Below are 24,218 nucleotides of genomic sequence, written 5' to 3'. Positions count from 1 at the left end.
GGTGTTACTTATGAGCGCCTTATCCCCAATTCATCCACAGGCGGTACAAATGATAAATTCTGCTCTCAACAAGGTAATCCGCAGAGGTAGCAGGATCGAGCGCATGCAGCTTTATGTATGTCCACGTTCTGAACTGGCTCAGCATCAAATAATAGAGACAGCTTTTGGAGTTTTGCGGATTCATCTGGGAGATTTCATCCCAAAAGGCTACTCATACTTATTTGAAGATTCTGGAGGTGAGCAAAGAGGGTTCGCTTGGGTTTCAGTTCCGAAGACTGCGAATATTACAGAAAATCAAAGAGGTCAAAAATATGCATAGTGAACATGAAAAGACCCCCTAATCCTTGGCGGGGGCCGGGGGTCAATAAACAGTAATTTCTACCTCAACCCATTATAACACAAAGGGGATTGAGGGGAATGGCAATGGTGTGGGAACAAGGGGAATTGTTTCCGAGTGCAAATAAGGCGGATATCATGGTCACCAAAAAGCTTCTTCGTAAATATCCCAAAATGGCAGATATCGTTAATGACTTAAAGGGGAGAAGTGAGCTTACAACAGTAGAAGCAGCCACCTTGAAAAAATTGAATCCGATAATCATGAACATCGAGTTAGCGATTAGATCCATTTCAGATGCTGAAATTAGAGAGATAATGAAATATCGTTTTGTTGATCTATACCCGCGAAAAGCAGCCGTAATAAAATGGTCTTCCTTCACCGGACGTTCTTTGGATCGGAAGATTCTAGAGGGAACAGAATCGGTAGCCGGTACACTTAAACTTCTAGGCATCATTTAAAACGTGTCTGCTTTACGTCTGTAACCTGTCTGTTTTACGTCTGTTTCGCGTCAACATTACGTCTGTATATTCGATTTACAGTAGGGACATAGGGAAGAAGTCATTCCCGGGTGTCCCTGCTGCCCCTTATCGCCGCAGGACTCTTCAGAGCTGAATCGGTGATGATGCCCTCGCGATAGCGATGCAATTAGTGGCAGAGCCGTACGCACAAGTAGCAAGTAGATGTTTGCGGCGGCCTGTTCGGGGGAAAGGGAGTTATAATATCACTCTCAACGCGCTCCGCCCGGGCGCGGTATATTGGCATAGGGGATGTTAGTCGGTAATACCGTCCGTCACCATGCAAGTACGGGATAATGCAAATAAATGTAAATACTCAAAGTCGCTCTTATATAAGGGCGGCTTTTTATATTGGGGGAAAAGCAATGAATGAGGTAAGGAGGCTCAGGGAACCGCCAGAACCGAAGCAGCCGGTTAAATGCAAAGGCTGTGTTTGGGGCAAGTGGGAAGCAGCAGCTCAGTTCTGCTCTAAACCGATCCATTGTGTGAAACTGGACGGCGGTGGGCGTGGATGAACTTTGTTCAGCCAATTCGTGACCCGGAAACGATACAAGACATAAAAGACTATCTCAAGGATAAGAATCCAAGGGATTACATCATGTTCCTGATTGGCATTTACACAGGACTTCGGATTAGCGACATTCTGCGATTGCGAGTCAAGGACGTTTCCGGTTCTCATATCTCCATTCGTGAAAAGAAGACCAATAAGCAGAAACGAATTTACATGGCTGCTGAACTTAAAAAGGCTCTGCTTGCCTACATTGAAGGTAAGCCTGCTAATGAATTCCTTATCAAAAGCAGGGAAGGGATGAACCGGCCCATTACCCGCGAAATGGCCTATAAGATTATGCGAACCATCGGTGATGAGTTCGGCCTTTCGGAAATGGGCTGTCATACACTGCGGAAAACATTTGGCTACATCTTCTATAACGAGACAACCGACAAGGACATTGGGATGCTGATGGACTTCTTTAATCATGCTTCGCCCAAGATTACGCTGCGCTATATAGGCATGGCTCAAGACAGCATGGATATGGCTTTGAAGCGTCACAAAGCGTAATCAGTTACACATATTAAGGATAGGTGAAACTCGTTTCTGGGACAGGCTGAGAGGCCTTATAGAGCAAGGGTCTGTGACAGGTGAATGAATTTAACACAATGTAAGATATGTGTAATTAGATCGCACAGGATTTACCAGTTATTCAGCAGCAGCAAAGGGGTTAATTATGGCACAATCTCCACTTAAACCATGCAGTCGTGTGGGCTGTAGGAGCCTCACCAGGGGCCGTTACTGTGCCGACCATACCCAAGAGAAGCACCGCTATGATAGATACCGAGGAACGGCCGCACAGCGCGGCTATGACGGTCAGTGGCGTAAGGCCCGGCTAGGGTATCTGCGGAAGCATCCGGTGTGTGTGTACTGCAGGGATGCGGGCAAGGTGATTGCTGCTACCGTGGTTGACCACATTGTACCGCATAAGGGCGACAAGGAATTATTCTGGGACCGCAAAAATTGGCAGGCACTTTGCAAGGCGTGTCATGATGCCAAGACCGTTCGGGAAGATGGAGGATTTGGTAGACCTTAACAAAACACTTTATGGTAAATTATATATTGGAGTTGAAATCTCCAAATATAAAATATTGAGGTGTAGTTTGTGAGTGAAGAAATATCAAATGGAAATGGTCTGAAGTTAAAAGTCCAAGAATGGCTTGAAAAAGAGGGGTACTCTTTGGAGTTCCTAACAGCGACAGCTTTTGAGAAACAGGGTTTCAGGGTGCGTCAAAGTGAAAACTATTTAGATGAGAAGAATAATATTCATCGGGAAGTAGATGTACTGGCTTCTCTTATTCATAAGCTTGATGATGAAACACTATTTAGGATCACTCACGTTGTAGAATGTAAATGGAGCAAGGATAAACCATGGGTTGTTTTTTGTTCTAATGGGAGCAATCTGAGTCCTGCGGCTTGTATTGCTCAGTCGGTAAGTTCAAAATTTGGCAATACACTCTTATGGCTTATGGCGGCAGATAGAGATATCTACGGATCAAGTCATTTTCTAACCCCAAATACTCCCGGGTTTTCTGGAAGACAAGCGCTTGCAAATGGCAAGGATTTATTCTACTCAGCAATGCAAAATGTTACTGCTGCTTCTAGGTTAGTAGGCAATTATTTTGATGATTCAATAACTAAAACGCCTCCCGATTATGCTGAGCTTGTCTTCCCAGTTGTTGTTGTTAACGGTAGTTTGTTTCAAGCTGTATATAATGATGAATGTGAAAAGATAGAACTGGAAGAAACAAAGCATATAAGGCTACATTGGGATGGTTCGGAATCTAGCAAATTTCCTTCTAGTGTGGATATAATCACGTCCGATTATATTGATGAGTTTGTAACTATTAGAAGACAAGAAGCGAGATTAATTTTTGAGTCTATGGAAAAGTCATATAATCTTGTTCAGAGATGTATCGAACTTAAAAATATAAGTCCATTAGATAACATTAGGGCATCAAGAGGTTTTTTGGGTATTCCGCCAATGTTGAGAGAAATAAGAGATCAAGCTAAGTTGAATAACTGAAGATCTTTCTACCCCCCCCGGGGGTCTGAAAAAAATATTTTGCCCCCTAAGAGACCGCATCGGACTCTTGTGTAAAAAAAAGTCCCCAGTGAAAGTTTCAAAAGGAGGTGCGGAAAATATGCCAGAAATTGTAAAATTCAATCACATGCGGGTGGGACAGAAAGGCGGTGGCAAGCATTGGACAGAAGCCGAGGTTAACGCTCGGGAAGCTGCTTCGAAAAAATTCGAACGCAAGAAAAAGCAGACCCTTAAAATACCCGGCTGGCTGAACGATGAGGCACGGAAGGTTTGGCGTAAGACGGTGAAGGATATGGCCGAGTTCGGCGTCCTGGATAAAGTGGATGAAGATGTGCTAGGCGCTTATTGCGATGCCGTAGCGAAGTACCAGGATGCGAACCGGCTGATTGACATTGAAGGATATACGGAAGTGAATGCTCAAGGGAACATGGTTGTCAGTGCATACGTGAAGATGGCACAGAGTTATTCACGGCTCATTCTTTCTTATTCCAACAAGCTCGGCCTGAATGCGGAATCGCGGGCGCGGTTAGCGAAGAAGACGGCGGACCAGGAGGAGGACGAGAATGCCGGACTCTTCGATTAATTGGGAGGATGTTCACCCGACTAATCGTTATGCTGCGGAAATTGTCATGGGATTGCGGCCTGCTTGCAAGCGAGAACAGCAGGCGTGCCAGCGACATCTATCAGATTTAGAGCGGCAGGCAACGCCTAAGTTTCCGTATGTCTTCGACGAATCCAGGGCTGACCGCATATTCGAATGGTTTGAACGTTGCTGCCGACACGTGCGCGGCCCGTTCTCCGGCCAACTCATTGAGCTGCTACCCTTTCAAAAATTTGATTTGGGGTGCGTCTATGGCTGGGTGCATATGGACAGCGGGAAACGGAGATTTACGAAGGCGCTGCACTTACGGGCGCGGGGGAACGTTAAATCGACTGAAATGTCCGGCCTCTCTCTTTACGGGATGTGCGGAGATTGTGTATATCCGCCTGGACAACCACATTTAAAGCGCTACGAAGAAAGCCCGGAAGTGGAGTGCGCTGCAGTTGATAAGCAGCAGGCAAAGCGTGTCTGGCTGGATGCGAAAGCTATGGGGGAAAATAGCCCGGACATTTCCAGGCGGCTGCGGATCAAGCGCACGTACATTGAACATGCGAAGCGGGGCGGCTGGCTACGGCCATTGTCCAAGGATACGAAAAATAAGGACTCCGGCGCTCCCTGTCTGGTCATTATTGACGAGTATCATGCGCACCCGACCAGCGAAATCCTTGACGTATCTTATTCAGGCTTCGGTAAACGGCTGCAATCCTTAATGCAAATCATTTCAACCGCCGGTAAAGATGCCGAAAATAGTCCCTGCAAGAAAGAGTATGATTCTCTTGGCAAGATGCTGGATGGCGAAACCCCGATGATTGACACCTACTATGTGATGATTCGTGAGCTGGAAAAGGCAGACGATCCCCATAATGAGGAAAATTGGATTAAAGCTAACCCTATTCTGCAAGAGGACAACGAATACGCCCAGGAACTGAAGAAGCAGATCCGCATAGAGCATGACGAGGCGTACAATTCAGGTGATCAGCATAAAATCCGGGAATGGCTGACGAAGCGGGTAAATCTCTGGCAGGCGGATAGCGAAAATAAATACATGTCCGGCATTATGGACAAATGGAAAGCACTCGCTGTGTCGCGGAGTGCTTTTTTAGATTTGGTTCGCGGTTATGCGACCCGCAACGGATTGGATTTATCCAAAACGACAGACTTGACCGGCTCCGGCTTTGTATTCCGGCTGGAAGACGGCAGGTATGCAGTGACGGCTCACGGATTTATGCCGGAGGAAACGGCTACCAAGCATGAGCATAGTGACCGGGTTCCTTATCGGCAGTGGGCTGCAGAGGGGTGGTGTACACTTACACCCGGCTCTGTTGTGGATTATAGCTTCATCAAATCTCATATTCAGCAAATGGAGCAGAATGAATCCTGGTTTATTGAAGAGGTTTGCTATGACCCATACAACGCGACTCACTTCACACAGGATTTAGAAGCGGAAGGGTACAACCGCGTGGAGATTCGGCAGGGCGTTCAAACCCTTTCGGAACCGACAAAGTTCTTCCGTGAGCTGATTCTGCGCGGCTTAATCGTTCATGACGGAAGTCCATTGCTGACCTGGTGCTTGTCCAACGCCGTTGAAGTTGCGGATAACAACGGGAATATTAAACTATCGAAGAAGCATAAGGACGACAGTCAGCGGATTGACTTGCTTGCGGCCATTATAAACGCCATGGTCCGGGCTATGGTGGGAGACTCCACCATTAACCTAAATGATCATATCTTGAGCGAAGACTTTTCGTTTTAGCGAGGAGGTGAAACGTGAAACGAAGAAACTTTGTGCAGCGCTGGCGGGAGTGGAGATCATCCGAGGACAGTCTATTGAATCCTATGCAGTGGCTGCTTGATATTTTTGGTGTCTCCAACACGGCAAGCGGCGAAACGGTAACCTCAGATTCCGCATTGCTAAACAGCAACGTGTACACCTGTGCTTCCGTCCTTGGCGGGGACATTGGGAAGCTGCCGATTCAAGTATTTAAAAAGAGCGGAGCAGGGATTGAGCGCGACAGTAGCCATCCGGTTTCCAGGCTTCTTGGAACGCGTTCAAACCCATACATGAGCGCCTATACATTTAAAGAGCTGATGGAGGTTCATGCCGTAGTTTGGGGTAATGGTTACGCCAATATTGAATGGGAGACCAGCGGACCCTATAACGGATATCCAAAAGCGTTTTGGCCCCTAGACCCGTCCAAAACAGACGTCCAGGTTGATAAAGATACGGGGCAGGTTTGGTATGTGACAACGCTACCCAATGGGGAAATGCGGAAGCTGAAGCATTTTGATGTGCTGCATTTTAAATCAATCAGCAAAAGCGGCCTGAAAGGAATTACTCCGATCTCTGTTATCCGCGAAGAGCTGGGGGTGCAGAAGGCACAACGTAAATTCCTCGGTGCTTTCTATGCGAACGGCACGGCCACGCGGGGCATTCTGAAAATTCCGAACGGGACTCTGGATAAAACAGCCAAGGATAAAGCGCGTGACGAATGGCAGAAGGCGAATTCAGGACTGAGTAATGCGCACCGGATAGCCATCCTGGACGCCGGGATGGAATATCAGAACCTTGGCATGCCCCTGAATGATGCTCAGTTTATTGAAACCAGTAAATTTGGCATTATGGAGACCGCCAAGATATACAAGGTGCCGGGCTATAAGCTGGGCCTGACCGATGTCAAGTTCAGCAATATGGAAAACCAGTCTTTGGAGTACGTGAAGAGTACGCTGCAGCCGATCCTTACGAATTGGGAACAGGAATTTGATTATAAGCTGTTTACGGAGTCAGAGGGAAAGAAGTATTACACCAAGTTCAACGTAGCCAGTGAATTAAGGGGAGACAGCACCAGCCGCGCAGCCTATTACAAGGAAATGATTGCAATGGGTGCCTACACCATCAATGAAGTGCGGGAGCTGGAGGAGCGGGACAATATCGGTGACAAAGGAGACGTACACTTTGTCAGCCTGAACTATGTCAACCTGGAGAAGATGGACCAGTATCAAATGCTGAAAGCGGGCCTCGGGAAAGAGGCTACGAATGAAGGGGGGTGACAACAACAATGAGTGAAAAGGTTATTCGCTACTTGCCTGTTAAAATTGAAGTGCGCAGTGCAGAGGGTGAGGGAGACGGTAAGACTCAGACCATCGGTGGCTATGTCGTCAAGTTTAACCAGCGCAGCCAATTGATTTGGGGCGAGTTCTACGAGCGTGTAGCCGCAGGGGCATTCTCCCGCAGCCTGCAGGAGAACGTGATCAAAGCCTTCTGGAATCATCGCAGTGACTTTGTTCTCGGATCGACAAAGCCGGGGACGCTGCGATTGCTGGAAGATGATGTGGGCCTATCATTTGAAATTGACTTGCCTAACAATACATGGGGCAATGATGCCTTTGAATCTGTACAGCGCGGGGATGTTGACGGAGTGAGCTTCGGCTTTTATGTACGTAGCGACGCTTGGCAGTATCTCAAGGAAGAAGACGTGTACGAACGCACTTTGCTTGATGTGAATTTGTTTGAAGTTTCCCCTACGCCGTTCCCGGCTTACGAAGATAGCGAAGTGAGTCAGCGCAGCATTGATCAGCTGGGCATTACGTCCAAAGAACAGCGGAAAATTGAAAAAGAAAAGCTATTGCTCGAAATCGACCTGTTGGCTCTTGGCTAATAAGTCGATTTTTGTTTTGCCAAAAAACCCAATGGAGGTACAATATGGACCCGAAAGAACGCGAATTACGCCAGAGACTGGCGGCAAAGTTGGAAGAAGCCCGGTCACTCATGGAAAGCGGCAAGCTTGATGAAGCGCGGACGGCAAAGGATGCAGCAAAAGAGCTGCGGGCGCAGATTGATTTAATGGTTGAAATGCGGGATTTGGACACTCCTGGAGACGCTGTTCCTGCAGAACCTGAACAGCGTGAGCAAAAACTGGACAAAGAAGTACAGTATCGCAGCGCATTCCTGAAAGAATTGCGTAAAAAGCCTCTGAATGCTTCGGAGCGGGCATTGGTAGACGAAGCGATTGAGGAAATGCGTGCGGGCATGCAAGGGGCGGTCGGAGAAGATGGGGGGCTTGTTGTACCGCAGGATATTAGTACAAAAATCAATGAATTGAAGCGGCAGTATGCTTCTCTGGAACCTTATGTGACAGTGGAGCCGGTTTCCACGCGTTCAGGCTCCCGCGTCATTGAAAAGTATGCTGATATTACTGAGTTTGCGGAAATCACCGAATTGACGGACCTGGACGACATGGATAATCCGAAATTCAAGTCCATTTCTTATGCAATTAAAGATCGCGGCGGCATTCTTCCCATCTCCAATTCTTTGCTGCAAGACACGGATCAAAACTTGATGGAGTATATCTCCAAATGGATCTCTAAAAAGTGTGTGGTTACTCGCAATAAGTTGATCTTAGCTGTGCTGAATTTGAAAACCAAAGTAGCTATTGCAGATATCGACGGTATCAAAACTATTTTAAATGTCACCTTGGACCCATCTATCAATCTGAGTTCTATCATTCTGACGAACCAAGACGGATTTAATTACTTGGATTTGCAAAAAGATGGTCAAGGACGCCCATTGCTGCAGCCTAATCCAACCATGCCTACCCAAAACATGTTATTCGGCAAGCCGGTTGTCGTAATTGGTAATCGTTGGCTGCCGACAACCGGCACAACCGTGAAAAAGGCTCCTATGATTATCGGGGACTTGAAGGAAGCGATTGTGCTGTTTGACCGTCAACAATATTCTATTGCTTCCACAAATGTCGGCGGTAAAGCATTTGGCCGGAATTCAACCGATGTACGCGCCATCTGCCGCGAGGATGTGCAGAGCTTCGATGAAGACGCATTTGTCTACGGTGAGCTGACCATTTCCGGCTCCGGCGCCTAATGCTGACAACAGTAGATCGTCTACAGAAGGCAATGGGTGTTCAAGGGGATTCAATTGAACAAGAGGTGCTGCAGATACAAATTGCAGCATCTTCCCAGGTCATTGAAAACTACTGCAAACGCTCATTCAAACTGCAGAGTTATAGTGAGCGGCATAGCGGGAATTCCCGTTCCTCATTTATCAACCTGCGGAACTATCCGGTGGAGAGTATTGAAGAAGTGGTTATTCCCGGAAAGCCTGTAGGCGAGTATGAGCTCCTGGAGGAAGGGCGAATCTTCTGCCCTTCCGGCTGGCCTGCGGGAGAACACAATATCAAGGTGACGTATACCGCCGGTTATGTGCTGCCTTGCGATGCGACTACGGAAAAACCCCGCACACTGCCGGAAGTGCTGGAGCTGGCTTGTATCTTCCATGCCCAATGGATGCTCCGTACACCTGGAGTGACAGCGGAGCGGGTGGGTGATATCTCGGTCAACTACAGCGCAGACGGTGAAGGGTTGCCGCCAACGGTAGTATCCCTCATATCGCCTTATGTTGGGAGGTGGGTGTAATGGCAAGCCAAAGAAGCCGAGCGCGGCGGGTAGGTGTACAGGTGACCGGCGAGGATAATCTGCAATTGCTGGCCGAGCGGCTGCGACCCTTGACTGAGCAAAAGATACGAATCGGTATGCAGGGGGATGCCGAGCTGGCTATGGTCGCGGGCGTCAACGAATACGGCAGCGTCAAGATGAACATTCCGGCGCGTTCCTTTATCGGTACCGGCAAAAAAAAGGGGCAAGCCCCGATTGGCAAGTTGGTGCGGGCCGGGGTGACGGAGATTGCCCACGGGCGTAAGTCAGTGGATTCTCTTTTTGTGGAAATTGGAGAAACCGGATTAGACCGGATGAAGAAGAATTTTGAGCGGATCAAGCAGCCGCCGTTATCGGCCCGATATGCCGCAGGAAAGACCGGCTCCCGGAAGCTACTGCACCGGGAGGACGAATTGAAAGATTCGCTGACCTATGACATTGTGCCGAGGGGGCAGTAAGCATGAGGGGATTCCGGTTTGCGGGCGTTGTCCGTAAATATTTTGTTCCTTATACACTGCTACGGGAGGAATCAGGCGGTGAGTACGACGAAGACGGTGTTTGGAGGGAAGGCCAAACCATACGTGTTTCCCTTCGCGGCAGTGTACAGCCTCTGAGCGCCCGCCTCCGGGCTGCGGAAGGCGGGGATTACACAGAGTCAGACCGGATGCTTTACACGGTCAGCAGCCACAATACAGGGGATATGATCGACCACGGAGACGTACAGTACCGAGTGGCAGAGGAGACGGAGCGAGAATACAGCGATGTTAATCAATATCTGCTCCGAAAGGTGGTTGCCAATGCTCCCGTTTAAAGCGATTCGGTCAGCGATAGCCCGCGGCCTTAAGGCAGCGCTAAATATGCCGGTGATAGAGATGAACGGCGGCGGTAAAATGCCAGTCGGTAGCTTCTTGACCTATGACTTTCCGGATGGTTTTGGAGGGGCTACGGGGCAGCCAGTCATTACACAACAAAATAGCAAAGAATACAGGCGGGAGACGGTGACATTTACCGTCTCTTTTAATTCGTATGCCGATTTGACGGAGGACAGCGTAGAAAACGCCATGCGCGCCCGTGACTGGTTTAAGACAACAGGCCGGGAGCTATTGAAGGACACACTGGACGTCATTGTTACCGAGATCGGAGAAATTCAGAGCCGAGACATTAACATCGGTGAAGAGTGGGAGCGACGGCAGGGCTTTGATGTTGATTTCCGCGCCACCGACGTTGTGATTACAGACCTGTCCGGCTGGATCGAGACAGCACCAATACAAAGGAGTGATTTAATTGAGCATTAGCGACGTTACAGTAACTATTTCCGTCCAAAAGCCGACGCCGATTCTTGGCGGATTCGGTAAACCCTTGATTCTCGGGGCCAGTGCAGCCGGAAAAGACTTCAAAAATTACGCGGACTTAGACGCGGTACGGGCGGATTATGCTGCGTCAACGGAGGAATATAAAGTTGCCTTTGCACTTTTCGCTCAGGAAAACCCGCCTGCAGAGGTGGCAATTGTGTCCCGTAAGACTGGAACAACGCCGGTTACACTGGAGGATATGCTGCCGTCCTTGTTTCTCAAAGACTGGCATTTCCTTTTAACCACATCAACAGCGGTAGCGGACTTGATTGCTATCGGTGATGCAGTGGAAGCCAATAAGACACGCCAATTTTTCGCCCGAACCAGCAGCAAAGAGGATTTGGCGACCATCAAGGCCAAGGGCTATGTCAGGACGGAGGTTTTATACCACACTACCGTAACCAATTACCCCGAAGCGTCTTGGGTTGGTGCTGTCGGTAGTCTGCCGCCAGGATCAGTGACTTGGAAGGGCTGGACGCTGGTCGGTATCGCGCCGATGGATATTGATACCACAGAGCTTAATGCAATTCATGGGCTGGGGGCTAATACCTATGTAACCAGAGCCGGGACCAACGTCACCAGTGACGGCCGGGCAGTCAGCGGGGAGTTTATTGACTTTGTTCATAGCCAGGACTACATCGTGTATTCCATTCAGTTTGCCGTGCAGGATCTGTTCAACCAAGCCCAGGCCATGAAAAGCAAAATTCCATATGACAACCGAGGCATCGCTCAGATAGAGAGCGCGGTTCGGACAGTCCTTCAGCGGGCCTTTCTCAACGGAATGATTGCTGCTAATGAAAATGGAGTACCGTTGTATAATACGACGTTTCCACCGCGTTCTCAGGTGGACCCAGCGCAGATTGCAGCTCGTAATTACCCGGATGGACAATTTGATTTTGTCATTGCCGGGGCTGTCCATACCGCCGTTATTCGTGGCACCATTAAATTCGCATAGGAGGGATTCGAGTGTCAGAAGCAAAAACATATGATGCAATGGACGTCTCTGTAATTGTGGGAGGCGTTTTTTTAACAGGCTTCGCAGAGGATTTGGTTACGGTGGCCAAAGACGAAGAAGGTTACAGCACAAAGGTAGGGGCACAGGGTGACGTCGTTCGGTCCAAGGTGAATAATCCGTTGGGAACGGTTACGATTACCCTTCAAAGTACCAGCCCGCAGGTACCCTATTTGGACAGTCTTGCGAATAGTCAAAAGATTGTTCCAGTATCCGTCGTTTTCTCTGGAACGCCGAAGGAAACCAATACAGCGACGCAGGCATATATAAAAAAACCTGCAGACCGTGAATATGGCAGCGAAGCTGGGGACCGATCTTACGAATTCCAATGCCTTGACCTGAGTATGAACTAAAATATAAAACCTGAAAGGGGCCTATATCCATGGCTAATACTAATTTTAAACAAAAAGAGATCACCACAAAATCCGGTGGAAAATATACTTTGCAACACCCTGGCGTCCGAAACGTGACCCGCATTAATGACCGTATTAAGAATAAGCACGGCGTCAATTCCGAGGAAAGAATCTGTGAAGAGATGTTCAAACATGTGGTCGTAATGCCCAAAATGGGCATTGACGACTTTGAAGAATACAAGGAAATGGTAGAGGTAGCCAATAAAGCATATTTCTTTATTACCGGAACCCCTGACCCTGGCGATGTAGAACAGGAAGATGAAGTCGATGATAAGTAGGGCAGAAGCAACGCGGCGGGCTAAAGAGAATTGGTCAATGTGGCGGCTGCTTCTATCTGATATGGGCATCACTTATACTGAACTGGATAACATGGATCAGGACGACTTGGCCGAAGCCAATGCTGCCTTGGATATCCATATTGAGCAGCAGAATAAGTTGAACAGAAAATAGTGGACGTCCTTCTTGGCGTCTATTTTTGTTCAGAAAGGAGGTTATATGGCGGGCGGGATAATCGGCTCCTTAATGTACGCTGTCGGGTTTAAATTTAATAGCGGCGGCCTGGATGAGGCGGACAGTAAGGTCAAGACACTTACTAAAGGTGTAATCGGCTTGGGAGCTGCTGGTGGATCGGCTATGATTGGCCTTGGAGCTGCTGCCTTGGATGCTGCATCGAAATTCGAAAGTGCAATGTCAAATGTACAACTCACTACCGGACAAACAACGGATCAAATGGCCGAAACACGGGAAATATCCAAAAACTTATATAACCAGAATTTTGGCGAAGATTGGGCCGATCTGGGTAACTCTATCTCTGCGGTGGCGAAGGCAACAGGACTGACGGGTGATTCGCTGGAAAGTGCTTCACGTGAGGCAATGCTTTACTCAAATAAGTTTGACGGAGACGTTACGGAATCCATAGCTGGCGTGAGCGTAGCGATGAAAAACTTTGGTGTGACCAGTACCGAAGCCTTTAACTTGTTGACGCAGGGACAGAACAATGGGACCAATACCCAGGGCGATATGCTGGATTCCATAAATGAATATTCCCAGGCATTTTCGAGTATGGGCTTTACGATGGAAGATACCATGGGATACCTTACAAACGGCCTAAAGGCCGGGGCCAGGAATACGGATCTTCTCGGGGATGCCATGAATGAATTTAGTATCTTATCTATAGAAGCGGGCGGGACTGCTGAAGAGTCCTTTAAGGCGCTCGGCTTGGACGCCAATAAGATGATGCAGACCTTTTCGAGCGGTGGGCCAGCAGCCCGGCAGTCATTTAGGGATATCGTGTCCATGATATCAGACATCGAAGATCCGGTGCAGCAAAACACCATCGGTATCGGCCTGTTCGGGACAATGTTCGAGGAACTTGGCGTGAAGGCTTTTTCGGCACTTGATGATGTAAATACAGGGTTTGATAAAAGCAAAGGATCAGCGGCCAACCTATTCAATTCTTTTACGAGCATCGGGGATTCCATGCAGTATTTTAAAAGGCATGTCGAAACGGGTATCCTGATTCCGATTGGTCAAAAGCTGTTACCCTATCTCAATCAATTTGGTTCTTGGATATCAGGACACCAGGGGGAAATTGCAGCCTTCGGTGAGGTTATCGGTAACGGCCTGGGTGCGGCCATTGAAAAGGTAAGTGGCTGGGTTCAGGCGGCCATCCCATATTTACAGGACTTTGGCTCACAGGCCGCAACTGTTTTTGGCAGTTTGGTGACCAAAGGCCGGGAGTTATGGACGAGCATGGAGCCGGTGGTTACGTTGCTAGGGACGACGCTATTAAATGCCGCCGTGAGCTTATGGCCAGTTCTACAAAATATTGCTTCGGCCCTATCTGAAGGGGCAAGCGAGGTAATGAGCTGGGAAGGATTTACTCCTGTTGTTGTTGGATTAACGTCGGCGATTGTGATACTGAAAACTGCGGTTTTAGCCGACACCGCAGCAAAAAAAATCAATGCTATCTGGACTGCAAGGTCTACCATAGCTACTAGGATAATGGGCAATAGTTCGTTGGTAGCTGGCTTTAAAATGATCAAGGGATGGGCAATGTCCACTGGAAGTGCGATATCATCAGCAGCAGTATATATTGCTAAATCTGCTGTGATTGTGGGTCGTTGGGCATGGATGGGGATTCAAAGTATGATCCACGCGGCTCGAATGGCTGCAGCCTGGGTCGTTGCTATGGGTCCGATTGGATGGATAATAACTGCTGTTGTCGGTCTGGCGGTGCTTATAATTGCCAATTGGAGTAAGATCAAGGCCGTAACAGTGTCTGTTTTTACTGCAGTTTGGAATTGGATGAAGAACGTCTGGAACGGAATTATGACTGTCGTAACAAACGTAGCATCGGCTATATGGGGAGCCATCACAAGCGCTTGGAACTCCATTAGTTCCACCACTACGGCTGTTTTTACAAGTGTATGGAACTGGCTTGGTTCCGTTTGGAATTCCATCCTTGGAACTATTTCTGGGGCCGTCAGCGCCGTTTGGAATGCTATTACCGGTGCATGGAACAATGTGGTATCCACTACATCAACCCTAATGACGCAAGTGTGGAATAAGATTACAAACATCTGGAATGGCATAGTCAACGGAATCAAGACGGCCGGGACCAATGTTTGGAATGCCGTGACTAATATGTGGAGTAATGTAACGGGGTTCTTCGACGGGATTAACCTATGGGATACCGGAAAAAAGATTATTACGGGATTTATGGATGGGATCATGAGTATGGCGGAAAGTTTGAAAGAAAAGGTCAAGGGAATAGTGGACGGAATCAAGGGCTTTTTTGGTTTCAAAACAACAGCAAACGTGTCAGTATCCACTACTGATGCCACTTCGGGGGTGGGTGTAGACGGCAGTCACGCAAACGGACTTGCTAATGTACCGTTTGACGGGTATATAGGCGAACTGCATAAGGGAGAGCGCGTCCTGACAGCAGAGGAAAACAAGGACTACAACAGAGGATACACGCCGGATTCGGCTCCGGCCCGATCTGTCGGAAGTTCAAAGGTCAATTTTACCGCCCCGGCCATAAATATTACTATCCAAGGCAATGCAGATGAAAAGACGATTGCGAACATACGTGAAACTGTCCGCCAGGAAATGCAGGATGTGATTGACGCGGTATCTCGAATTATGGGGGTGGAGATCGTTGGCGCAAATTGATGGTAAATACATTACCGTAGAGTCGGAGTCTCCGTCCTTTCCGGTATCCGTCACTGAGCAGCCGGTTGAAAAAGGGATTAACCTTATAGACCACATTCAAGCTCAAGCCCGGACACTATCTTTGTCTGGCGTAATTGTCGGCCCGGATGCAGCCAAGACGCGGGCATATATAATAGCGGCTAAGGATAAGGGCCAGATCATCAACTACGTGGGCCGTAATCAGTTTAAGGGCCTTATCACTGATTTTTCAACAGGACATGATTACACCACGGCGGACGGATTCACATTTTCTATGGAGCTGCGAGAGATCCGCATAGCCACATCCTCTTACGTCGAGACGTTACCGGCACCGATTAAGGCGCAAGTAGTGAAAATTGTGAATAGCGGAACCAAGCAGACCCAAGAAAAAAAAGAATCAAATAAGGGAGACAAGAAGGAGGACAAGCAGAAGAAGGAGGACAAGAAGAAGGAGAAAGAGAAGGAAAAAGTCGAGAAGGTAAAATTTAAGGAAGGCAGCAAATGGGCGAATTGAGGTGAATCATGAAGTTTATCGAGATTGAAAAGGGCAATATCCCATATCGGTTTGATATCTCGATTGCGGATGTCATGTATACGTTTGAGGTCCATTACAACCCGGATTACGATTTTTTTACGGTAGACCTTGAGCGCGACGGTGAAGTTTTGGTCTACGGGGAAAAGCTGGTATATGGGCAGACGCTCTTTTACGACGTCCAGGACAGCCGATTCCCTCGGTTACCTATCGTGCCCTGGGATGAATCTGGGAACAGCACGGCTGTAACCTGGGAGACGCTCGGAGTGAGCGTCTTTTTATATGTCGTGGATGAGGATGATGCTGATGGCACTTAAAAACTTTGGGCGTGTCGCGGAGATCATGACTGGCAACATGAAATTTACACTGGATAAATACACCATGGAGGGCACAGTACCATTTGACAATGACGCGCTGCCGAATGAATCGGAGCTGCGGCTTTGGAATTTGGCCCAGACCACCATCAACAACATTACGAATAACGGTGTGCTGATGGTTAATGCGGGCTATTCCGGCGATGTTGGGGTAATCCTGCATGGACGGATATCTGCGGTCCGCACACGCTGGGAGGGTGTTGATAAGGTCACAACGATTAACGTACTGGACAGCGAGGACCTGAGCAAGCGAGAGGTTACAGAGATTGCCTTTGCTAAAGGCACACTCGCCAGTGCGATCATTAAGCAGATGTCCGGATACATTGGCCTGCCGGTGGCCCAGATGACACTAAATCAGGACTATCGCTATCAAGATGGGTACACTGCAAAGGGCAAGGTCACAGATATTATTGCAGAGGTCTGTAAGGACTGCGGCACATCGGTGTATATCAATCAAAGCAAGCTATATGTTCGTAATCTCCGCAGCGGTGCTGACGGGGTATTTGCTTTGTCGCCGGAAACTGGCTTGATCGGCAGTCCTGAGTATTTTGAGGATAACGGGATTAAAGGGTACAAGGTTCAGGCTCAGCTGCAGCGTCGGATCACCACAGCGTCAGTGCTCAATTTGACCTGCCGGGAGTGGTCCGGCAAGTTGCATGTCCGCAGCGGCAGTCATAAGTTCAGCAATACAGGTGATTTCATTACAGAGGGTGAGGCGGTAATGTGAGGAAATCAGATCCGGCGGGAGCGCTTGCGGGGTTGCTTGGGGCACACGCGGGCAACAAGGATGACAAAATCAATGTAGCCATGCCCTGCAAGGTGATAGCCTTCGATGCTTTGGCGTTGCGTGCCGTTGTCCAGCCCTTGATTAAACTAACCAACAGCCAGCCAGCACAGATTATGTCCGTGCCAGTAACGGGCAATAAAGTGAAATTTGAACTTGATATTGGGAACGGCCCGCGAGAATTTGAAACGGTCATGCGCCCGGCTCTGGCAGCTGGAGACGTCGTCTATGTTGTTTGCGCTGATGCCGAGATTAAAAATACGCTATCCGGTCAAGTGGCCGCGCCTGATACAGGCAGGCGACACAGCCGGATGGATGCTGTAATTGTGGGGGTAATGCCATGCAGTCTTTAAAAATTGATGCTTCCGGGGATTTGGTTATAACCGGCGGTGAGCTGCAAATGGTGACCGGCCCGGAAGAGATTGCACAGTGCTGCAAGCTGGTGCTGGGCACCAATCAAGGAGAGTGGTTCTTGGACCCTGAACTGGGGATAGACTTCTCTCGAATCACCGGCAAGGGTGTCACTGCCGATGAAGTGCGTTCCGAAATGACGGCAGGGATTTTGCAAGAGCCAAGGGTTTCGGAGGTCAATGACGTCGTGGTCACATTTGACCGTCCAAACCGGACTGTGACCGCAGACATAACAGCCACAGCAGTCAATGGTGATGTTGTCACAATAGAGGGGGTGGAAACCGTTGTTGGATAGCAAAGGGTTCAAGCGGCTGCGCTTTGATGATCTATTTGCCCAAATGGAGGATAAGGCCAAGGAGGCATTTGGCGATACCGTCAATACTTCGGTCCGGTCCCCGTTGGGGATCATTTTGCGGATCTTCGCTTTTTTTTTAGCGACCATCTGGACAATGGCCGAGGACGTATACAACAGCGGATACATCCCCACGGCTACAGGCAACAACCTGGACCGCCTGGGGCCGCAAGTCGGTATATCTCGAACGCTGGCCCAATGGGCGGCGGGTGATATAACCATCACTGGTACAGCCGGTTACACGGTACCAGCGGGAACCAGGGCGGCAACGATATCCGGCGTTGTGTTTGAGACAATGGATGATGTTACACTGACCGGCGGCACGGCCACCGTGTCCATAGAGGCGTTGGACCCGGGAGCTGCGGGTAATGTGGCGGCGGGTGCTATTACCGTTGTCGTCAATCCAGTGCCGGATATTACAGGCGTATCCAACGCCGCAGCCGTGACAGGAGGTCGGGAAAAAGAGACGGATGCCGAATTCCGGAGTCGCTTTGATTTGTCTGTGGCCGGAGGTGGTGCGGCGTCTGTGGATGCCCTGCGCGGGGCGCTTCTACGGATGCCCGCCGTTCGAGCTGCAACGATTATCGAAAATACCGGCATGACAACAGACGCCGCCGGGCGGCCCCCAAAATCGTTTGAAGCTTATGTGTTGGGCGGGGATGAGCAAGAGATTGCTGACGCTATTTTTGCTACAAAGTCCGGCGGCGTGGAGGCCCATGGGAAGATTAGTAAGCAAGTCACTGATCTTGGCGGGCTGCCCCACACGGTCAAGTTTTCCCGTGCTGCAGAGGTCGGAATAAAGGTATCTGTGTCCGTGACCAAAAACGCTCAGTATCCCATTGATGGAGACGATCAGATTCGAGCAGCAATTATTATGTACATCGGCGGTGAAGACGCAGCGGGGGCCTATTACAACGGCTTGAGCATGGGGGCACCTGTGGTATTCACTCGCCTTATTAGCGCCGTCTCCAGTGTGGAAGGTGTCGAGGATATGGTCTTGACCGTAGGCAAGGCAAGTGGGAGCCTGGGCGGATCAAATGTTGCCATACAAGCATACGAGGTGGCCCGGACCAAAGCTGCAGATATTGCGGTGACCAGTCATGTTTAGTGTCAAAGATATGCTGCGGCGTTTCGCGGACACCTACAACAAATCCCCAGACAGCAACTTAGGCAAGGTTATAACCATCCTGCATGGGGAGCTGGCAAGGGTAGGAGAGACTTTCGAGCGGATAAGGGAATGGAAGGATATCGACGCCGCCCAGGGTACCACTTTGGACCGGATCGGCACCAATATTGTGCAGCCCCGTGGAGCTGCTACGGATGAGGTTTACCGGGTGCTGCTCAAAAGTAAAATTGCCCGGAATCTATCGAAAACGGATGTAAATACGATTATCAGGGTACTGGCCATCGCCTTGGATTGCGACTATTCAGATATTCGCATTCAAGAGAAATTCGATGATCCCCTGGAGCCGGAGCCAGCGGCAATTAATTTGATTCGGGTTCCGGTCCGGCGGTTGAATGAAGTCGGTATGTCTCCGTTACAATTTGCCCGGATCATACAAAAGACGGTTGCTGCAGGCGTGCGGGTGGCTCAGATCGAGCTTGCTGGCACGTTTGCTTTGTCGTCTCAGTATGATGTGCTGGAGACAAGCCCGCTGGGGCTGGCAGACCCAGCCATGACTACGGGCGGGGAGCTGGGCACGGTATATGCCCCAGGGGACGATTATCCATTGCCAATTTAATTAATAAGGAGGGGAACAATTTGGCATGGGATGAAAAATTACCGGATTGGGAGGAAGCGGGCATAGAACCGCCTGCCTCCAAGAAAAAGGACGGATGGCAAGTGAATGATAAGCCTCCGGCAGCCTGGCTGAATTGGTTTTTTAACCGGGTATATAAGGTTCTGCAGGAGATCCGGAGCAAAGTGATTGAAAAGACGGAAAAAGGTGCTGCGGGTGGGGTGGCTGCACTGGATGCAAATAAGCTGGTCCTTTCTGATGGGGCTATTTTGAACGGAAGGGTTACGGAACGCGTCTTTTTTGCGGGGTTCTCTTCCGCGACCCAGAAAGTGGACGTTCTTTTGACCACACCGATCGGTGGATACGTGGAGATAGAGGTGGTCGGTTCTTTCAACAGCCTCAATACGACGGGGAGGATAGTCAAGAGGTTCAATGCTTCATTTGCCTCAACATTATCCATGCACAACGCACAATACACAGATGTAACGGGAGCGACCAAAAATTATGTTTCCATTGGCGACCCGGTGATGAAAGACGCGACCACGTGGAAAATACCCATAGAATCACGCGCGGCGTCCACAAATAACTTTGCCATCAAGGTCCGTATTACAAACGCATCTTCTTCCCAAAATTCCACGCCTTCGATTAGTGGGGTATATACCGGAGAAGCAACAACGCTGCCCATGGCTGTACAGGCTATCCCAGATGATACAGTGACCCAATCCGGGTATGAGATTCAAAAGCATAAGCTAACCGAAAACAGCGGCGCTGCCATTTTTTACAACGGTGATATTGACGCTCTAAAAACCCCGGGTTTGTACTACGCACCCATAGCCGCAACAAATAAGCCGACAGGTTTCACATATGGGCTTTGTGAAGTCTACACGCTGGTGAATTCTAGCAATGGGGTATATCAAAGAGTGACTGATGCAGCGACAACCCGTAGCTTCACCCGATACATGAACGACGGTGGAGTTTGGGCGACTTGGAGAGAAAACGAAAATACAGGCCGAAAGAACGTAGCGAGTGGCTACGCCGGACTGGATGCCAGCGCCTTTATCCTGGACGCCAATATCCCGGGTAATATCGCGCGGAAGGCGCGGGGGATATCTGCAAATCAGAGCTTAAGTGATACCGGAGTTTTCGTAGAGGGTGAATACTACTGCGCTACTGACGTTACTGCCGCCACTCTTTCCGGTATGCCACCAGAAGTGGCCGGGAAATCGTTCCACCTGGAGGTTGTACCGAATACTGCAGGAGGCTTTAACCAGACCTTAACGACCTACGGGGCGAACGCTACGGCAATGAGGATGTTCACTCGTAATTACTACAACTCCGTTTGGTCGAATTGGTATGAAATTGAGCATTCGGGGAAAAAGAATGTGGCTAACGGATACCTGGGCGCGGACGGTAACGGCAGGCTTTCCCGTACTCAAATGTACAGCCAATTCACAGGACAGGACGCCGGGCAGGTTGTGGATTTTAACGCTTCCGTTGGACCGGGGACATTTACAGTATCCCAAACAGCGGCGAATAGCCCGGATGCTACTTATGGGGTTCTAGTAAACTACTTGAATATTGGGGAAGTCCTTAATAATACAAATAACTGGTTGTTCCAAACGTTCTATTCTGTAAATAACCGAGTTTACATGCGCAGCAAGATAAACAATGGGGCGTTTTCAGCTTGGAGAATTGTAACCGATGGGTTCGCCGCCCAAGTTGCGAACGCACCGAGCACAATCCCAGTACGGGATAATTTCGGGTATCTCGTGGCGGGCGGGTTCACGATGGGACAAAACGGGCGTTTAGCTTCAGCGGAAGCGATGGCGGCGGGTGCTGCTTCTGGCGGGATCATGCAACAAACGTCGGACACTGGCAATGGGTACGGCCTTTGGCATTGTACCAACTGCTACTGGGACGGTACAAACTGGAGGCAGGTCCGGGGGGATAATCCTTCCTATACGTTCGGAGTGGTAATGCAAAGAGGTAGTGTCCACAGATATGCTGCTGCGGGAGGTGCCAATGGGGGAATCATAACGCTGATTGATATATCCGTGATGAACGCAAATATTTTCAGTCTTGGGGTACGTTTGAGTTCCACCGTACCTACTGGGACAGCCCCTATGACCATAGCCTCAACAACAGAGGTAGCTAACCTCAACCCTCAGCTGCACGGGGGCAAGACCTTAGCCGAAGTGGTACAGGGAACCCTAGCATTCGCAGTGACAACAGGTACAGCAGCTGCATTGTTGGCCTCGATCACTCCAGCCCCAGCTGCCCTATCTCAGGGACTGAGGCTGACGATCAAAACGCATGCGGCCACAACGGGGCCGGTCACGCTCAACCTTAACGGTTTGGGAGCCAAGTCCATCAAAAAGCCAAACGGCAATAACCCGCCTTTGGCTCTTGGTGGTGTCTATACGCTGGTATATGACGGCTCGGCTTTTATCTTACAGGGTGAAGGGGGTGAGTATGGAACAGCAACCGCTCCTCAAGTGCTTGCTGGTTATACAGTAGGCACCGAAGCCGGGTTAATTTCTGGTTCCATGGTAAATAGAACTAGGGCCGCCGCTGGAGGATATACCACGGCCTTGTCTGCCCTAGGTGACTCTGCTGGAGATATCGTGATGGAGCCGCCCACAGGTTATTACGAATCCGGGAAAAATGCAGGAAACTTCGGGACGTTGCTTGCGTATGATCCTAACTTTGTGCCTGGCAGCATCTTGAGCGGGAGAAGTATTTTCGGTGTTCAAGGTTCCGTGCCCGTTATCTCTACAGGGGATGATGTGGCTCAGGGTGTGGGGATTTGGCCTAGTAGGGATTTGGCCGTCTATCCGAGAGAGGGATACCGTAAAGGTGGCGCAGGAGCTGGGGAGATCAAAGTAACCAGTGCACAAATGCAATCCGTCGAAGGTAATTTAAGGCCTCATAACATTCGTAGTGGTGTAAATGTGTTTGGTGTGGTTGGAACGCTTGTTGAGGGTAAAAGGACGGCTTCCGGATCAGAAGAAGTCTTGTCTCTCGGACAGTCTATGTGGCTCCCAGTTATAGGGTCAGGGTTTCGGCCGAGCCAGATCATTATCTGGTCAGAGAGCGGAGGACTGAACGGAGGGTATGGTATTTATTCTACGATACTTGGCATAAGTCTTTTTGTTAGTCCGTACGGAACATTAACATCAAACTGGATTACACCCGATAATGAAGGTTTTGATGTTGTCGTTCCGAGTGGATACATGACTGGACGTTACTTATGGTGGGCTTGCGAATAAAAAAGGAGGAATAGAAATGCAAATCGGAATGAAAATTTATTTTGATAAGACAACGGGCAATGTGATTTTAAATACTGGCGAATACGTGGGCCGGGGCTACGTGGAGACGACAGAGGACCAGGACTTTGCGAGTTACAAGGAGCTGGCCCAGCGGATCCGGGAGACGGTTGGCGTGGTCAAGCTGCAATACGGCCAATACTCCCGGGAGTTTGCCCAATGCGATAGCTACCGGGTCAACCCGGATAACAGCACGCTGGAATTTACGTATCCAGGGCCGCAAGTGGACCCGATGCGGGAACGCGTAGAAGCCCTGGAAGCGCAGAACGAGCAGCTGGCGGCAGACCTTAAGGACACTCAAGTCGCGTTAACGGATAATTATGAAGAGCTTCAGGCAGCCAAGCAGGAGGCGGCAGACGCTCAACTTGCTCTGGCGGAGCTGTATGAACTGGTGATTGCCGGACAAGCCGGACAGCAACCGGAGGCCCCGACAGAGCCGGAGCAGCCCGCAGAGGGAGGTGACGAGAACAATGGTTAAGGTATATGCAAGCTTGATCCGCAAGGGTCTGAAGACGCTGGAGCAGGTGCCGGAGATCATCCGTGAGGATGTAGCTGTAATTTTGGAAGACAAATAGAGATACAAGGTAGCGCCGCATAAGCAGGCGTTTTTATTTTGCCCTCGGATCCCCGGGGGCTATTTTGTTGAGGGGGAACGGGAGTGGAAATTACAACAATCACAGCAATAGTTGCAGCAGTAAGCGGAGTTGTACTTGGGTGGGTAACCCGTACATCTGCATTTAAAAAGGATGTCGCCCAGGAGGCCGGGACTGGAGCGGCGCTGCGGACGGATGTGGAGTACATCAAGCGTGGTGTGGATGATGTGAGGCTGGAGCAGCGGGTTCAAGGGCAGCGGTTTGACGCGTTATCAGAACGAGTGACGCGGCTTGAAGAATCCTCTAAGTCTTATCACAAGCGGCTTGACCGATTCGAACAAAATAGAAGGAGTGAAGTGTAATGGAGTGGAATGCAGTTGCTAATTTTATCAAACCGGAGCTATTGGTTATTGTGGTCGCGTGCTGGGTTGTTGGCGTTATCCTTAAGCAGACACCGAAGGTACCAGACTGGACGATTATTTATGGGGTCACGGTGGTGGCCGTTGTCCTGGTGTCGCTGACAATGGGCTTTACCCCTGAGAGTATCCTGCAGGGCATCCTGTGCGGGGCTGTGGCGGTGTATGGTAACCAGTTGGTCAAGCAGACGACCAAAAAGAGCGGTGATGAGTAATGATCTACCGTA

31 protein-coding genes are annotated in these 24,218 nt (G+C 49.6%); all 31 read left to right on the top strand.

Annotation, left to right across the window (positions count from 1 at the left end; translation table 11 throughout):
- Positions 1–10 precede the first annotated feature (10 nt).
- The 31 genes from IEY53_RS11285 (at position 11) to IEY53_RS11140 (ending at position 24,206) form a co-directional block, all read left to right on the top strand.
- The gene (locus IEY53_RS11285; protein ID WP_189024934.1) at positions 11–319 is read left to right on the top strand and encodes a hypothetical protein; all 309 of its coding nucleotides are present in this window, start codon (positions 11–13) and stop codon (positions 317–319) included.
- A gap of 98 nt (positions 320–417) precedes the next feature.
- On the top strand, positions 418–795 hold the full coding sequence (locus IEY53_RS11280) for a hypothetical protein (RefSeq protein WP_189024932.1): 378 nt from the start codon (positions 418–420) through the stop codon (positions 793–795).
- Between the two features lie 568 nt (positions 796–1,363).
- Complete coding sequence (locus IEY53_RS11275; protein ID WP_189024930.1) at positions 1,364–1,912, top strand: site-specific integrase; 549 nt, start codon at positions 1,364–1,366, stop codon at positions 1,910–1,912.
- 166 nt (positions 1,913–2,078) lie between these two features.
- Complete coding sequence (locus tag IEY53_RS11270; protein WP_189024928.1) at positions 2,079–2,438, top strand: HNH endonuclease; 360 nt, start codon at positions 2,079–2,081, stop codon at positions 2,436–2,438.
- A 69-nt stretch (positions 2,439–2,507) separates the two neighbouring features.
- Positions 2,508–3,428: a hypothetical protein gene (locus IEY53_RS11265; protein WP_189024926.1), complete on the top strand. Its 921-nt coding sequence runs from the start codon at positions 2,508–2,510 to the stop codon at positions 3,426–3,428.
- Between the two features lie 118 nt (positions 3,429–3,546).
- Positions 3,547–4,029 (top strand): phage terminase small subunit P27 family, encoded by a 483-nt coding sequence (locus tag IEY53_RS11260; RefSeq protein WP_189024924.1) that lies wholly within the window; start codon positions 3,547–3,549, stop codon positions 4,027–4,029.
- Complete coding sequence (locus IEY53_RS11255) at positions 4,010–5,800, top strand: terminase large subunit (RefSeq protein ID WP_189024922.1); 1,791 nt, start codon at positions 4,010–4,012, stop codon at positions 5,798–5,800. Before IEY53_RS11260 ends, IEY53_RS11255 begins: the two co-directional genes overlap by 20 nt.
- 14 nt (positions 5,801–5,814) lie before the next feature.
- Positions 5,815–7,095 carry a phage portal protein gene (locus IEY53_RS11250; protein WP_229696088.1) on the top strand — a complete coding sequence of 427 codons (1,281 nt, stop codon included), beginning with the start codon at positions 5,815–5,817 and terminating at the stop codon, positions 7,093–7,095.
- Between the two features lie 8 nt (positions 7,096–7,103).
- On the top strand, positions 7,104–7,703 hold the full coding sequence (locus IEY53_RS11245; RefSeq protein ID WP_189024920.1) for an HK97 family phage prohead protease: 600 nt from the start codon (positions 7,104–7,106) through the stop codon (positions 7,701–7,703).
- A 44-nt stretch (positions 7,704–7,747) separates the two neighbouring features.
- A complete protein-coding gene (locus tag IEY53_RS11240; RefSeq protein WP_189024918.1) occupies positions 7,748–8,923 on the top strand; it encodes a phage major capsid protein in 1,176 nt (391 codons plus the stop codon).
- On the top strand, positions 8,923–9,474 hold the full coding sequence (locus IEY53_RS11235; RefSeq protein WP_189024916.1) for a head-tail connector protein: 552 nt from the start codon (positions 8,923–8,925) through the stop codon (positions 9,472–9,474). Before IEY53_RS11240 ends, IEY53_RS11235 begins: the two co-directional genes overlap by 1 nt.
- Complete coding sequence (locus tag IEY53_RS11230; RefSeq protein WP_189024914.1) at positions 9,474–9,950, top strand: hypothetical protein; 477 nt, start codon at positions 9,474–9,476, stop codon at positions 9,948–9,950. The genes IEY53_RS11235 and IEY53_RS11230 overlap by 1 nt, the downstream gene beginning before the upstream one ends.
- Before the next feature lie 2 nt (positions 9,951–9,952).
- Positions 9,953–10,303: a hypothetical protein gene (locus tag IEY53_RS11225; RefSeq protein ID WP_189024913.1), complete on the top strand. Its 351-nt coding sequence runs from the start codon at positions 9,953–9,955 to the stop codon at positions 10,301–10,303.
- The gene (locus IEY53_RS11220) at positions 10,290–10,787 is read left to right on the top strand and encodes a phage neck terminator protein (RefSeq protein ID WP_189024911.1); all 498 of its coding nucleotides are present in this window, start codon (positions 10,290–10,292) and stop codon (positions 10,785–10,787) included. Before IEY53_RS11225 ends, IEY53_RS11220 begins: the two co-directional genes overlap by 14 nt.
- The gene (locus IEY53_RS11215; protein WP_189024909.1) at positions 10,777–11,799 is read left to right on the top strand and encodes a DUF3383 family protein; all 1,023 of its coding nucleotides are present in this window, start codon (positions 10,777–10,779) and stop codon (positions 11,797–11,799) included. Before IEY53_RS11220 ends, IEY53_RS11215 begins: the two co-directional genes overlap by 11 nt.
- Before the next feature lie 11 nt (positions 11,800–11,810).
- Positions 11,811–12,209: a phage structural protein gene (locus tag IEY53_RS11210; protein WP_189024907.1), complete on the top strand. Its 399-nt coding sequence runs from the start codon at positions 11,811–11,813 to the stop codon at positions 12,207–12,209.
- Between the two features lie 29 nt (positions 12,210–12,238).
- The gene (locus IEY53_RS11205) at positions 12,239–12,547 is read left to right on the top strand and encodes a hypothetical protein (protein WP_189024906.1); all 309 of its coding nucleotides are present in this window, start codon (positions 12,239–12,241) and stop codon (positions 12,545–12,547) included.
- Positions 12,537–12,719: a hypothetical protein gene (locus tag IEY53_RS11200; protein ID WP_189024904.1), complete on the top strand. Its 183-nt coding sequence runs from the start codon at positions 12,537–12,539 to the stop codon at positions 12,717–12,719. The genes IEY53_RS11205 and IEY53_RS11200 overlap by 11 nt, the downstream gene beginning before the upstream one ends.
- A gap of 45 nt (positions 12,720–12,764) precedes the next feature.
- On the top strand, positions 12,765–15,446 hold the full coding sequence (locus IEY53_RS11195) for a phage tail tape measure protein (protein WP_189024902.1): 2,682 nt from the start codon (positions 12,765–12,767) through the stop codon (positions 15,444–15,446).
- Positions 15,433–15,978: a phage baseplate protein gene (locus tag IEY53_RS11190; RefSeq protein ID WP_189024900.1), complete on the top strand. Its 546-nt coding sequence runs from the start codon at positions 15,433–15,435 to the stop codon at positions 15,976–15,978. The genes IEY53_RS11195 and IEY53_RS11190 overlap by 14 nt, the downstream gene beginning before the upstream one ends.
- Before the next feature lie 8 nt (positions 15,979–15,986).
- A complete protein-coding gene (locus IEY53_RS11185) occupies positions 15,987–16,313 on the top strand; it encodes a phage baseplate plug family protein (protein WP_189024898.1) in 327 nt (108 codons plus the stop codon).
- Positions 16,303–17,097: a phage protein gene (locus tag IEY53_RS11180; protein WP_189024896.1), complete on the top strand. Its 795-nt coding sequence runs from the start codon at positions 16,303–16,305 to the stop codon at positions 17,095–17,097. The genes IEY53_RS11185 and IEY53_RS11180 overlap by 11 nt, the downstream gene beginning before the upstream one ends.
- A complete protein-coding gene (locus IEY53_RS11175; protein ID WP_189024894.1) occupies positions 17,094–17,507 on the top strand; it encodes a Gp138 family membrane-puncturing spike protein in 414 nt (137 codons plus the stop codon). The genes IEY53_RS11180 and IEY53_RS11175 overlap by 4 nt, the downstream gene beginning before the upstream one ends.
- Positions 17,495–17,860 carry a contractile injection system sheath initiator gene (locus IEY53_RS11170; RefSeq protein ID WP_189024892.1) on the top strand — a complete coding sequence of 122 codons (366 nt, stop codon included), beginning with the start codon at positions 17,495–17,497 and terminating at the stop codon, positions 17,858–17,860. Before IEY53_RS11175 ends, IEY53_RS11170 begins: the two co-directional genes overlap by 13 nt.
- On the top strand, positions 17,850–19,025 hold the full coding sequence (locus IEY53_RS11165) for a baseplate J/gp47 family protein (RefSeq protein WP_189024890.1): 1,176 nt from the start codon (positions 17,850–17,852) through the stop codon (positions 19,023–19,025). Before IEY53_RS11170 ends, IEY53_RS11165 begins: the two co-directional genes overlap by 11 nt.
- Complete coding sequence (locus IEY53_RS11160; RefSeq protein ID WP_189024889.1) at positions 19,018–19,659, top strand: hypothetical protein; 642 nt, start codon at positions 19,018–19,020, stop codon at positions 19,657–19,659. The genes IEY53_RS11165 and IEY53_RS11160 overlap by 8 nt, the downstream gene beginning before the upstream one ends.
- Positions 19,660–19,679: 20 nt before the next feature.
- Positions 19,680–22,925, top strand: a complete 3,246-nt coding sequence (locus IEY53_RS11155; RefSeq protein WP_189024887.1) for a pyocin knob domain-containing protein — start codon at positions 19,680–19,682, stop codon at positions 22,923–22,925.
- A 16-nt stretch (positions 22,926–22,941) separates the two neighbouring features.
- Entirely contained in the window at positions 22,942–23,460 is a 519-nt protein-coding gene (locus IEY53_RS11150; protein WP_189024885.1) for a hypothetical protein, read from the top strand.
- The gene (locus tag IEY53_RS35020; protein ID WP_229696087.1) at positions 23,453–23,557 is read left to right on the top strand and encodes a CD1375 family protein; all 105 of its coding nucleotides are present in this window, start codon (positions 23,453–23,455) and stop codon (positions 23,555–23,557) included. Before IEY53_RS11150 ends, IEY53_RS35020 begins: the two co-directional genes overlap by 8 nt.
- Positions 23,558–23,640: 83 nt before the next feature.
- On the top strand, positions 23,641–23,937 hold the full coding sequence (locus IEY53_RS11145) for a hypothetical protein (protein ID WP_189024883.1): 297 nt from the start codon (positions 23,641–23,643) through the stop codon (positions 23,935–23,937).
- On the top strand, positions 23,937–24,206 hold the full coding sequence (locus IEY53_RS11140) for a phage holin family protein (RefSeq protein ID WP_189024881.1): 270 nt from the start codon (positions 23,937–23,939) through the stop codon (positions 24,204–24,206). Before IEY53_RS11145 ends, IEY53_RS11140 begins: the two co-directional genes overlap by 1 nt.
- The last annotated feature ends 12 nt before the right edge of the window (positions 24,207–24,218 follow it).

Origin of the sequence: Paenibacillus albidus (assembly GCF_014644435.1) — a bacterium.
In the GTDB taxonomy this organism is placed as follows: domain Bacteria; phylum Bacillota; class Bacilli; order Paenibacillales; family Paenibacillaceae; genus Paenibacillus_AQ; species Paenibacillus_AQ albidus.
Note: the sequence above shows the minus strand (reverse complement) of the source record. Positions and strands in the feature narration are given on the sequence as shown.